Raw genomic sequence first — 12,292 nt, 5'->3', positions numbered from 1 at the left:
TTTGCACAAACAACTATATACTCATGCTGCGTAGGGTGGCGGGTGGGAAGGATGCATAATTTAAATTCTAGAACAATACTATGAAAAAATACTGAAGCGGGTTTCTGAGCGGCAGAATTTTAACTAGAGTATTTGATCCTCTATCAATGAGCAAGCGGCCCCGGGATAGAACAGAGGCGGAAACAACAATCTATCGCCAACGGTTCTATCAACAGGATTCAACGCAGCTCTACTCGGCAGATGATTATCAGAAGATTTGCGAGTGGAATGAACGAGTCCGATCTGATTCTGGAGTCAAACCCCTCCTAGTACTGTCAGAGGATTCGTTACTTCATCCCAAGCAAACTCTCAAGCGGTCTCCACTTGAGCTATACTGTACCCTGCAATATCACCTCGCACTATCAAAATATGAACATGATAGGTGGACTGAAGTATACGAACCGGCTGACCTCCTTTCGTGGATGCCCGAAATAAAAGACAAAGAGACCGTTATCAAATATCTGGATATCCTCGATGAAGTCGGTCTCCTATGGAAGACACGCCATGGAAATTACCAGCGTGTTGACGACGATCTCGGACCAATATTCGAAACACTAGCTACTGATGGTGAGATTTCGAACACGGAATTTGATGACTTCCCGGAGATACCGGATCAATCTGGATCGAATATTACGCCGGTGGCTCCCTTGCGGGCGTGGATCAAACGGTACTTTTGGAACGAACATGTCGCTGGTGTTGGGCTCATAACGTTCGGTGGGTACCGATCGATACAACTACTCTCGCAAGTCTATTCGACTGGCACTGTGTCGATACTTGATCTCGCGATCGCCTACGTACTGACGTGGATCCTGCTGATCGGAGTATTCGCTCTTGTGATCGGCCACTTGCGACTCCGTGCTCCGACCGCCCTCCAACGAGATCTTTTTAGTCAGTAACTGGATATTTCTCATTCGTCCTCGAGATGGATCCAATCTGGGGTAGGGTACTGTCCTCTCCATCCACGAGATCGTTTCCGTGGGCGGTCCAACAGAATCCAACTATCGAGCCCTAAGAGTTCGCCTTCGCATTTCTAGAGGAGCATCTACTGAAAAGACACCAATCTGATTTGTCTTCGTCTGAACCAAGCGTTTACTCCGCTCACACTACCCTGTTCTACTGTGTCTCTGGCCCACTGATAGGCTGTACACAGGACATGCTACTACATACTAAATCGCATGACGTGGCGGGGGCACACTAGCATGTTCCGAGTGAATATAATAATAAGAACAGCCCAACCAAGTTGGATGTCACAGACGACATGCCTAACGGCTCTCACGGAGGAAAGCATATCAGAATTTAACAATATTTTGGCACATACCCCTCCAACTCCTGCGTCGGAGATGGTTTCCAGAAAACGCTTTGTCGGACGTCGATCCAACTCCACTTTTCGAAGGACTATCAATGGGGGCGTACTAAGTCTGGATCACCGTCGCATCAAGTCCGGAGAAAATATACCAAATATATTATAAATCCTCGAGAGATTCGAGATGCGCTCTCGGAACGTTGAGAGCCCCCGTTCTTATCGAGGGTTTCGAAGAGGGGTAGTGGCGACTCTTCAACGGAAGCCCTGGGAAATATTCCGAGGCATTCAGAGGGGACCGTGTTCAGATCGCATCCCTCGCGTCAGGAGTTGGGAGAGTACCTCTGGGTACACTCCGGTGGTAGAAGATGGCCTCGCCAAGACTGACTGGTTCCTTTAGCCCTCTCACCTCCGTGTTGGCCGACGGCAACCCACAGGCGTCGCCGCATCCGCTACCGCATGGCCTCATTATTGTTATTATCACTCGGTGGCTAGTAGTGTGTCTACCCCCCGTCTGGAGATTTAGTGTCTGATAGGGGGTATCGACCACATACTAAATCTCCCGAAAACACACACTAGATGGCCGTAGGATGTGTTTGAAGAGTTATCGAACACCAGTGTTTCGTGAGCTCTGGCGCCGATCCTTGACGTGAGCTAAGCCGCGCGCGGATTGCTGTGAGTTTGGGCCTATAACCCACCAGAATGGTTTGTATACCCCGAGGGAGGTGAAGGCCGGGAAAACCCGGCTGAAAATACCCATGACCGAGACAGCAACCTCAGCAGACTCAGTATCGATAGCGACAGTCGCGATCGCAGACGGCGGCACCGCAGCCGAAGAGATCCAGTCGGACCCGTGTTTCACAATCGAAATCGAATGCGAGGACGCCACGCGACGTCGCTACCGATTCGAACCGCGACAGGAGCGTTCCGGGTGGTGGCGCTTCGATGAGGAATGGACCGGGATGAGCTGGGAATGCCACGATCGAGAGTGCGTTCGCTCGGTCTCTCTCACCGTCGACGGAGGTTCGATCATTTGAGTACGGGAGCGACGAGAGTAGCATACGACAGTTCACTACCCGCTCTTTGTTCCCTCAATTCGTTCAGTACCGCTCGCGCCAAACACACCCGTTACCATGTCATGGCTCATGAGCCACGAGACGCACTATATTTTAAGTAATTTATAACTATATGAGCTATCACTTATATATGTACATCCAGCTAAACGGCTTGTTTCGAGAAGATCCTCCACGTTGATTTAAAAAATCTGGGTAGACGGCTCACTAGGAGACGAACCCCCACACGCACGCCGTCCGATCGCCACCTGTGCAGGAGGTGCACAAAAGACGCATCCACTCTCATCGGTCCCTATGTACAGTTCCGAACAGTTCGATATCGGTCCGCGCGACCCAGTCGATCCGGATCCAGACCAGCGTGGGCAAGGAAACGGCGAGTGGCTCGAAGACCGGGTAACGTGTACGCTTCGTCAATGGGGCTACCGGACGTGGACGCGCGTCACAGACACAGTCGAAGAAATCGATGTGATCGGCAAACGGTCGTCACCGGGGATTAATGGCCCCAAATATCTCGTCGTCGAGTGTAAAGACTACGAAGGATCAGGAGCACTAATCGGGCGATCAGTCGTCGATCGACTCGTCGCTGTAACCGAAACCACAATCAATGAATCAAGCGTTCGACTGATCCTCTGTCACACAACGGATCTCGCCAACTGGGAGACGGTCAACGCCGTTGATGCGTTTGGCGTTGTCGCGCTCCACGTCGAGGACCTCTCGGAGTTCCCGATCGTCCCTGACTCGTACCCGCCACGAGAAGCCTATCATAAACCGCCGTATCTGGGAAGAGAGAGCAACCACATCATCCACGAAAGTCGGCTCGAGTATGACCCACACACCAGCGACGAATTCTATCGACTCAAAGGAACCAACACTGAAGAGACCTATGCGGTGACATCCTCATCGGTCAAACAAGCGGAGCGACCCCAATTATGACGCTGAATCCGTCGATACCAGCGGGACGGAGGTCACAACCCGCTCGAGACGCAGAGAGCTTCAAGTAAAACGAGAATAGGTATTATTTTCTTGGGAAAGATATATTATCTACAGTGCCGAAGAATGGATATGAGCCGCGACGATCACCTCAGCGAGACTCTCCGAGACGCTCGAGATGAGTGGCAGGAGTCGACGACGGCGCTCGAACGGGTGAACCAAGTGATAGAAGGAACCGCCACCCCACGAACGGCCGCAGAGCTCTCCGAGGAGGCGCTCGTAAGCGAGCCCACGGCGAGAAAGCATCTCCGGGCACTCGTCAAGACGGGCGTCGCGTCGTCGTTCGACGGGTCCTCCGCAACGACGTACGCCCGAAACGAGGAGACCGTACTCTACCGTCGGATCCGAGAGCTCTCAGCCGAACAATCCCGCGACGAGTTGCTTGACGGGATCGAACGGATGAAACGCCAGATCGCAACCTACCAGGAGGAGTACGACGCGATTTCACCGGAAGACCTCGCCACATCGCTTGGCGCGGACGCGTCTGACAGCGCGTGGGAAGCGGTCGCCGAGTGGCGGACGATCGAACGAAATCTCCACATCGCACAGGCGGCGATCAATTTCGGACGCGCCCGTGAACTCGGCGCAGTCACCCAGTAACGGCCCGTGACGGACGATTTCTCAGGTCCGGTCGGACCGGTCGATCTCCCCGTCTTACAGCAGATCCGTACCTTCTTCATAGAAGAGGAACCGCTGGTCGAATCGACGCGGTTCGATGACCCGGTTAACCCCACGGAACTGATCGTGAAGTTCACACTGGCGGATCGCTCGAGTCCCGGACTAGAAGTGACGTGGTGGCAAACCGGGGCCTACCGGTTTCATTATACGGAATCGGATGGTATCGATTTCAGGTACGATAACCATCCGAAGTCTTCCGTCCCCGACGCACACTTCCACCCACCACCGAATGCCGGGCCGGCGGAACCGTCGTTTCTCCAGTCAGCTACGCGTCCGCTCGTGATCACACGAGCGATCGTGACTCGGATACGCGAAGCGATCGTCGATGGAGGCGGTCTCGACCGGCTCAACGAGTGACACCCGTCCTGCTAGACGGATGTCCAGTCACGAATACGCGTCGTTGAACTCGCGTTCACAGATCAACAAGGCGGATGCCACGGGGCTTGACCCCGTGGAGGAAGCCGACATGGACATTACTCAAGCACATGAATTTATAAGACAAGCTCATATAATGTGAAGTAGCGATGGAGAACCCGCCGCATCGCACGGTTGTCATCAAACTCGATGTAACGAGCGATGCAGCTGAGTCTCTCCATCAGACGAAAGAACAGTTCCTCTACTGTGCGAATCAGACAAGCGACTGGGCGTGGCGACATGACGACTACTGCGTCACGAGTAAGAATACGGCTGAAAAGGCGCTATACGCCGATTTGAAAGATGAGACAGACCTCACAGCAAACCTCGTCCAGAAAGGTATCCGTCGTGCTATCGAAGCTGTGACGCATGGTGTCGAACGCCTCAAGAACGGTGAGAAGACTAGCCAGCCATACTTCCAGTCGTGGAGCGTCGTCTTCGACAAACGGTCGGCAACGTTCAACGCTGACCATGCTACCCTCTCAACCGTAGACGGACGGGTGAAAGCGGAGTACGTCGTTCCTCCAGAAGCAGAGCGTGAGGAAACCCCATTCGGTCGCTACTACGATACCGACGAATGGGACGCCTCACACGCCACGCTACAGTACGATGAAATGGCCGATGAGTTCTATCTCCACGTCACCACGAAGCGTGTTAGTGACGCTGACAGCGAACGGCAAGAAGCCGCTCACGAAGATGATGGCTCCGAGAACGGAGTGGTTCTCGGCGTTGACCTGAACGTGAACGGCGCGTTCGCTGTCACCTCTACTGGAGTATTCATCGGTTCTACGGATCACCTCACACACCGTCGCAACGAGTTCGAGGAACGCCGAGGACGACTTCAGCAAGTCGGTACGCGCTCGGCACACCTTACGATCCAATCCATCGGAGATCGGTTCTCGGAGTGGTCACTCGATTGGCTCCACAACCGCGCGAACGAACTGATCGAAGAAGCCGAACGCTCGGGCGTAGATGGGATAATTTTCGAGAACCTGAAGCACATCCGAAAGAGTATCTCGAACGCAGCGAAATTCCAGCAATGGGCGGTTGCGAAGTTTATTGAACTGGTCGAATACAAGGTCGAAGACACCGACCTGTTCGTGGATACGGTGAACCCTGCATACACCAGCCAGCGTTGTTCGCAATGCGGGTTTGTACATGAAGACAACCGCTCGGACAAATCGTTCGAGTGTCTCAAATGCGACTACGAGGTGAACGCGGATTACAACGCGGCAAAGAACATCGCAAACCGATACTGTGCGTATATCCATCGCGGGCAGAAGTCTCGCGGTGGATGGGCCACCAGTCAACTGGCCCTCAAGTCGGGAACGTTGAACGTGAATGGCGAGTTCAACGCCACCCCTCATATCGAGGGATAGAACGGGAGTTCACCGACAAGCCTCGGGGCTTGACCCCGAGGCTGTTGACACGCACCGGAATACAGCCCGCTACGGCCCCGGAGAGGCGGTCACACGGACCGTGTCACCGAATACGTGGTCGTCCGACCAACGCTCGAGAGTCCATATCCGGTTGTCTTTGGGAGGACATAAGTACTTTCCGTGGGCGAGAGAGTTCCGATCCGGTGCCCTCTCTGGGTACGATCATCGTCACGGATGACGGTCGAGGAGATCACAGTCAGCGGCCGAGAGATGAGCACGATCCCGGCGTGATTCTGGTAACGATTCGATATCGATCGTCGACGACCGCTGTCACACGAAGACGAGGTCGTCAGTGACACGGGACTCGATCCGTGGTTTTAACGAATCCTTCGTGACGAGATCGACTTTGACACCGAGTTCGTCCGTCAGTTCGTTCTCCAGCCGCACGAGATCGAATAACGTCACTGGTTGCTCGAACGCGACGAGGACGTCGAGGTCGCTGTCTGGCTGTTGTTCACCGCGGGCATACGACCCGAAGATACCCAACTCGCTTATCGGATACTCCTGCTCGAGCCGCGGCATGAGCTCCGCGAGCCGAGTTGAAATGTCCTCGGTTGGAGGCATACCGTATGCTACGGTTGCACTGGCTTAATAGATTCTGGGACAGTGGAGAACGCCTACGTTCGTGGAGCGTCCCGAGACGGAATCCTCATCGAGCGGCACTCGATCGTCGAGGGACAGATTTCCACGAGACGAACCATCCTTTATACGAACGGCGAGTCTACTGGCCCGTATGGCCTCCGACGGAGACGACGGAGACGCGATCGACGGCGAGGCCGTCCGTGGCGTCCTCCAGCGGTATCCGATCCGGCTCGGTATCTTCTTCGGCTCGCAGGTGACTGGGAAGACACACGCCGAAAGTGACGTTGATGTCGCCGTTGAGTTCGATGCAGGGCTTTCGCCGGAGAACAGACCCCGCGCTCGCCTCGACGTGATCGCGGATCTGACCCGCGAACTCGGGACGGATGACGTCGATGTGGTCGATCTCGATGGAGTTCGACCGGAGATCGGAGTGGCGGCCCTCGAAGGTGGCGTGCTCCTCGTCGGGAACTCCCGACGGGCCGATCAGTTACGGAAGCGTTTCACTGACCGAACGACGGAGGACACGCGAGACGACCGGCTCGCCCGGTTCGACGATCTGTTGGCGGAGATGGAGGATACGGTTGGCGCGTAGAAAAGAGACGATCGACCCCCACGCCCACGACCTCCCTTTCCTCACCTGATTCACTCGAAACGGTGGTGTGTCTCACCCGGCCCGAGCCGACCCACACGACTCCGCGATCGACGACGAGATCCGGGTTCGGAGAGCGTCACCTGACGGGACCCGCAGTTGGATTCTACCCTGAGAGGGTGGCTCGCGATCGCCGACCTTCCGCGGCCGTAGTACGCAGGCTTTTGGGGGGCGTCGTCGAACACGGTTCCATGAGCGATCCCGACGTCGTCGTCCTGCGACAGAAGATCCACGGAATCGAGGGAAGCGAGTACGCCGAGGCGCTCCGCCGGCGGCTCCCGAACCGCGAGGTCGCGCTCGCACGGACGCCCGCCGAGGAGCGGGAGTACCTGCGAACCGCCCGCGTCGCCACCGGCTTCTCGCTCGACGAGGCCGACCTCGAGGTCGCGGCGAACCTGGAGCTCTTCGCCTGCGTGTACGCGGGGACGGGCCACCTCCCTCGCGAGGCGTTCGAGGAGCACGGCGTCGCGGTGACGAACGCCTCCGGCGTCCACGGGCCGAACATCGCCGAGTACGTCGTCGGTTCGATGATCGGCCACGCGCGCGAGTTCCCCCGCGCCCGGCGCCAGCAGGAACGCCGCGAGTGGCGCTCGTATCCCACGACCGAGGTGTACGGCTCCCGCGTCGCCGTCGTCGGCCTCGGGGCCATCGGCGAGACGGTCGTCGACCGGCTCTCCGCCTTCGACGTCGAGACGGTCGGGGTTCGGTACACCCCCGAGAAGGGCGGCCCGACCGACGAGGTGGTCGGCTTCGACCGGATCCACGAGGCGGTCACCGACGCCGAGTACGTCGTGCTCGCCTGTCCGCTCTCGGATGAGACGGAGGGGCTGATCGACGCCGACGTGTTCCGGACCATGCGCTCGGACGCCGTGCTCGTCAACGTCGCCCGCGGGCGAGTCGTCGACACCGACGCGCTCGTCTCCGCGCTCCGCAACAACCGGATCCGCGGGGCCGCACTCGACGTGACCGACCCCGAGCCGCTCCCCGAGGACCACCCGCTGTGGGGACTCTCGGACGTCACGATCACGCCGCACAACGCCGGGCACACGCCCGAGTACTTCGACCGCGTCGCCGACATCCTTGCGGCGAACCTGGAACGGTTGGAGGCGGGCGAGGACCTCCGGAACCGAGCGGTCTGAGGCCCGGAGGACGCCGGAGTCCCGGGACCGTCGACGGGGATCCCTCCGGAGGAGCTATGTCGCGGCACGACGGTCCTCCACACAGTCGAGGAGGATCCGATCGACCATGAGTCAGGACCGGGCCGCGGACGACACGGACGAGTCGAGGGCGCTGGACACCTTCCGACGGTTCTTCGCGCTGGAGCGCGACGTGCTGGTGTTGTCGTTGGCGATGTTCGCGTTCAGCCTCGGGTTCCAGATGACGAGCCGGTACCTCCCCGAGTACATGGCCGCGTTCGGCGCGTCCGGGTTCGTCGTCGGCCTGTACGGAACCGCCGGCAACGTCATCGGTGCGGTGTACCCGTACCCGGGCGGTGCCGTCTCCGATCGCATCGGCTCCCGATACGCGCTCACCCTGTTCGGCCTGCTCTCGACGCTCGGGTTCGTCGTCTGGCTCGTCGCCCCGTCCGTCGGCGCGCTCTCGGTCGGCGGCGTCACCGTCCCGCCGTGGGCGTGGATCTTCGTCGGGTTAGTCCTCGCACAGGCGTGGAAGTCGTTCGGCCTCGGCGCGACGTTCGCGGTCGTCAAGCAGGCGACCGAGCCCTCGAAGCTGGCTTCCGGCTTCGCCAGCACCGAGACGTTCCGTCGGACCGCGTTCCTCGTCGGTCCCGTCCTCGCCGCCGTCCTCATCGGGTTCCATCCCGCGTTCACGGTGAGCTTCCGGTACGTGCTCGCCGTGGCGGTCGTCTTCGGAGCCGTCGGCACGCTGGTACAGCACGTCCTCTACGACGCGAGCGAGGACAGTTTCGGCGGTAGCTTCGAGGGGTTCGACCGGATCCGCGCGGACCTCCGGGAGATGCCCGACACGCTGCGGCCGCTCCTGATCGGGGACACGCTCGTCCGGTTCGCAAACGGGATGGTGTACGTGTTCTTCGTGCTGGTGATCACCCAGTTCTACGACGTCGGCTTCGACGCGACGCTGGCGCTCGGCGGGTTCTCCTACGCCGTCGACCTCTCCCCGGAGGCGTTCTTCGGCTACCTGCTCGGCGTCGAGATGCTGGTCGCGCTGGCGACGATGGCACCGGCCGCGAAGCTCGCCGAACGCGTCGGGCTCAAGCCCATCGTCGCGCTCGGCTTCCTCGTGTACGGGACCTTCCCCGTCGTCCTCATCGCGGGTCCCGAAGCGCTCGAACCGGTCCTCTCGCTCCAGTGGGCGATGGTGCTCGTCTTCGCCTTCTCGGGGCTCCGGTTCGCGGGCCTTCCCTCCCACAAGGCGCTCATCGTCGGGCCCGCCGAGCGGGACGCGGGCGGCCGCGTCACGGGGACGTACTACCTCCTCCGGAACACGGTCGTCATTCCCAGCGCGGCGATCGGCGGATACCTCTGGGACTTCGTCAGCCCGGAGGTCGCGTTCACGATCGCGGCGGTCATCGGCGTCGTCGGGACGGGGTACTTCCTCGTCTTCGGCGAGGAGTTCGAGGCGTATCGGTGACTCCGACGACGGGGGCGTGACCGTCAGAACGTGACGCGCCGCGGGTCCTCGTCCGTGAGTCGGCGAACCGTCAACACGGGTACCTTACACGTCCTGACGACGTTCTCGGCGACCGACCCGATGAGGAAGCGGTTCTCCCCGTGTCGCCCGCGCGTCCCGGTGACGACGAGGTCGGCGTCGATCTCGTCGGCGTACGAGACGACCTCCCTGGCCGGCCGGCCCTCGCGAACGTCCGTCGCCACCTCGAGGTCGTCGTCGCGCGTCTCGCCGGTCTCGACGACCGCCGCGAGCGCGTTCTCGCCGTGGTCGTCGAGCGCGTCGCGGAGGTCCTCGCGCACCTCGTCGGGCGACGACTCGACCTCGCCGGTGTCGAGGACGTACAGCGCGTGGACCGTCGCGTCGAACCGGGCGGCCAGATCGACCGCGACGTCGACCGCCCGACCCACGCTGTCGGAGCCGTCCGTCGCGACCACGATCCTGTCGAACATGCGCGAGCGTTCGTCGACGCGGAAGTTAAAAGGGGGCGGTCGGCGTGCGCCTGCGAGCGCCCGAAGGGCGCGAGTCAGCACGCGCGAGGGAGTCGGCCGTCCGGAGCGGACCGGAGGACGGTCGACGAGGTTGGGGAGGCGTGAGGCGCGGGGTTGTGCGGTTCGGGTGGGATTCAAAGGGGCAGTCTCGAGGACGAAGCCCGGCGACGCAAGCACTGCAAGGAGTGAGCGTTGCGAACGACTGAAGCGCACAGCGAGCCGCGCGAGTCGTCGAGACTGGGGCTTTGGAGGTGGTCTCTCTAGTCACGCTGACGACACCGTCGTACCGAGCGACCGGGGCTTTGGCGGTGGTCCCCGTGACCGCCTCCTCGGAGACGATCTCCCGAGAAAACGCTCGTTCGATCGAACGACGATCGGAACGCGCTCAGGCCAGGAAGACGTGCCGCGGCCGATCGGCGAGGACTTCCCGGCCCCACTGGACCGTCTCGCGGAACTCCTCGGAGCCGAAGAACTCCATCGCGTCGTCCTTCGCGCGCCACTGGCTGGCGATGAACATGTCGTTCTCGTCCTCGACGTTCACCATCAGATCCGTCTCGAGATGGCCGTCCATCCCGGCGAGCGCCTCGCCGACCTCGTCGAAGGTGTCGGTGAAGTCCTCGCGGTGCTCTGGCTTGACGGTGTAGAACATCCCCATCGTCCCGAAGCCGGACTCCTCGCCGGCGCGACCCACGACCCCCGGCAGCTCCGAGAGGAACCCCGCGGCGGTCTCGGCCGCCGAGGCGGTCTCCCAGAGGGAGACGACCGCGGCTCGGTCGGTCGCCCGTCCCTCGTAGACCGCGGTCTTCACGTGGGTGCCGTAGTGGTCGAAGTTGGCGCGGAGCCCCTCGACCTCCCCGAACAGCTCGTCGACGTCGGCCTCGCTGTACAGCACCGTCGCGAACACGTCCTCGCCGTGGGGCTTGCCGGCGTATATGTCGAGGTCGGCGAGCTCGCCCCGGATCCCGTCGTCGGGGGATCCTCCATCGTCGTCGCGAGGCCCCCCATCGTCGTCGGCCGCGGTTCCGGCGTCGGCCGCTCCGTGGGGATGGTCGCCCTCGCCGCCCGAACCCTCGCCGCCGTGCGGGTGGTCGCCGTGTGCCGAACCGCTCTCCCCGTGGTGACCGTGCGTGTCACCCTCGCCGTGGTGGCCGTGTGCGTCGGCCCGGTCGTTCCCGGTCGGGACGGCCTCGCCGGCGAGGTACGCGCCCAGGTCGCTCGGCGGGAACCGGCGACCGACGTAGAACCGCCCGAACTCGCCGTACCGCGAGGAAGCCTCGTCGAAGCGCATCTCGTAGACGATGTCCTTGATGTCGATCGGGTCCGACCCGAACAGGGTCACGCCCCACTCGTGGTCGTCGAAGCCGACGGAGGAGGCGATCACCTGCTTGATCCTCCCGGCGTACTCGCGGCCGACCTCGCCGTGGCCGGACATCAGGTCGGCGCGCTCCTCGAAGGAGAGGTCGTACCAGTTGTACTCCTCGCCGCGGCGCTTGCTCATCGGGTAGAAGGAGACGTACTCGTCGTCCGGGATCTCCGGTTTCAGCTTCCCCTCGATGTACCGACGGAGCCCCTCGTCGATATCGGCGTCCTCGCCGTCCTCGAAGTAGGCGTCCGAGACGTATCCCGACACCTCCGTCACGGAGACGTACGAGGATTCCGTCGTCGTGAACTCGGCGAGCGCCGTGTTCTCGAAGCCCCGCTCGATCGTCGACAGCTCGTCCAGCGTCGGCCGGAAGTGGATCGTCAACAGGTCCGCCTTGTGTCCGAGCACGGAGAAGAGCGCGGAGTCGCCGGCGTCGGCGGTCGCGAGCGCCTCGCGATGTTGCAGGTACGATCGGCCCTCCTCGACGGCCCGCTCCCGCTTCCGGTCGGGCGCGTTCCGCCACGCGTCCCAGTCGATCGACCGGAACTCGTGCAGCGCGAACCACCCTTCCTCCGTCGCTGGTGCCTCGACCATACGCCGCCTTGGGTCGCCGTGACTTAGGGGCTTT

11 protein-coding genes are annotated in these 12,292 nt (G+C 60.9%); 8 read left to right on the top strand and 3 right to left on the bottom strand.

The features are described 5' to 3' along the window. The first annotated feature begins 146 nt into the window (after window positions 1-146). The 5 genes from OKW78_RS06280 (at window position 147) to OKW78_RS06260 (ending at window position 5,873) form a co-directional block, all read left to right on the top strand. Window positions 147-935: a hypothetical protein gene (locus OKW78_RS06280; protein ID WP_281194355.1), complete on the top strand. Its 789-nt coding sequence runs from the start codon at window positions 147-149 to the stop codon at window positions 933-935. Between the two features lie 1,771 nt (window positions 936-2,706). Beyond that, window positions 2,707-3,345 carry a hypothetical protein gene (locus OKW78_RS06275; RefSeq protein WP_281194354.1) on the top strand — a complete coding sequence of 213 codons (639 nt, stop codon included), beginning with the start codon at window positions 2,707-2,709 and terminating at the stop codon, window positions 3,343-3,345. Window positions 3,346-3,474: 129 nt separating this feature from the next. Next, window positions 3,475-4,002, top strand: a complete 528-nt coding sequence (locus OKW78_RS06270) for an ArsR family transcriptional regulator (protein WP_281194353.1) — start codon at window positions 3,475-3,477, stop codon at window positions 4,000-4,002. Between the two features lie 6 nt (window positions 4,003-4,008). Further along, a complete protein-coding gene (locus OKW78_RS06265; RefSeq protein WP_281194352.1) occupies window positions 4,009-4,437 on the top strand; it encodes a hypothetical protein in 429 nt (142 codons plus the stop codon). 167 nt (window positions 4,438-4,604) lie between these two features. Then, window positions 4,605-5,873 carry a transposase gene (locus OKW78_RS06260; RefSeq protein ID WP_281194351.1) on the top strand — a complete coding sequence of 423 codons (1,269 nt, stop codon included), beginning with the start codon at window positions 4,605-4,607 and terminating at the stop codon, window positions 5,871-5,873. Window positions 5,874-6,203: 330 nt separating this feature from the next. Here OKW78_RS06260 and OKW78_RS06255 read toward each other — a convergent pair whose 3' ends face one another. Next, a complete protein-coding gene (locus OKW78_RS06255) occupies window positions 6,204-6,497 on the bottom strand; it encodes a nucleotidyltransferase family protein (RefSeq protein ID WP_281194350.1) in 294 nt (97 codons plus the stop codon). A gap of 61 nt (window positions 6,498-6,558) precedes the next feature. On the opposite strand from OKW78_RS06255, the gene OKW78_RS06250 reads away from it, so the two are divergent. The 3 genes from OKW78_RS06250 (at window position 6,559) to OKW78_RS06240 (ending at window position 9,774) form a co-directional block, all read left to right on the top strand. Then, entirely contained in the window at window positions 6,559-7,107 is a 549-nt protein-coding gene (locus tag OKW78_RS06250) for a nucleotidyltransferase domain-containing protein (protein WP_281194349.1), read from the top strand. A 248-nt stretch (window positions 7,108-7,355) separates the two neighbouring features. After that, a complete protein-coding gene (locus tag OKW78_RS06245; RefSeq protein ID WP_281194348.1) occupies window positions 7,356-8,303 on the top strand; it encodes a D-2-hydroxyacid dehydrogenase in 948 nt (315 codons plus the stop codon). A 106-nt stretch (window positions 8,304-8,409) separates the two neighbouring features. Beyond that, the gene (locus tag OKW78_RS06240; RefSeq protein ID WP_281194347.1) at window positions 8,410-9,774 is read left to right on the top strand and encodes an MFS transporter; all 1,365 of its coding nucleotides are present in this window, start codon (window positions 8,410-8,412) and stop codon (window positions 9,772-9,774) included. Between the two features lie 23 nt (window positions 9,775-9,797). Here the strand turns inward: OKW78_RS06240 and OKW78_RS06235 are convergent, their stop codons facing one another. Together OKW78_RS06235 and OKW78_RS06230 are read right to left on the bottom strand one after the other, a co-directional pair. Continuing rightward, window positions 9,798-10,262, bottom strand: a complete 465-nt coding sequence (locus tag OKW78_RS06235; protein WP_281194346.1) for a universal stress protein — start codon at window positions 10,260-10,262, stop codon at window positions 9,798-9,800. A 424-nt stretch (window positions 10,263-10,686) separates the two neighbouring features. Continuing rightward, window positions 10,687-12,258, bottom strand: a complete 1,572-nt coding sequence (locus tag OKW78_RS06230) for a heme-binding protein (protein WP_281194345.1) — start codon at window positions 12,256-12,258, stop codon at window positions 10,687-10,689. Between the last annotated feature and the right edge of the window lie 34 nt (window positions 12,259-12,292).

The sequence above is a fragment of the Halorubrum sp. F4 genome, from assembly GCF_027257195.1.
Lineage (GTDB): Archaea > Halobacteriota > Halobacteria > Halobacteriales > Haloferacaceae > Halorubrum.
Note: the sequence above shows the minus strand (reverse complement) of the source record. Positions and strands in the feature narration are given on the sequence as shown.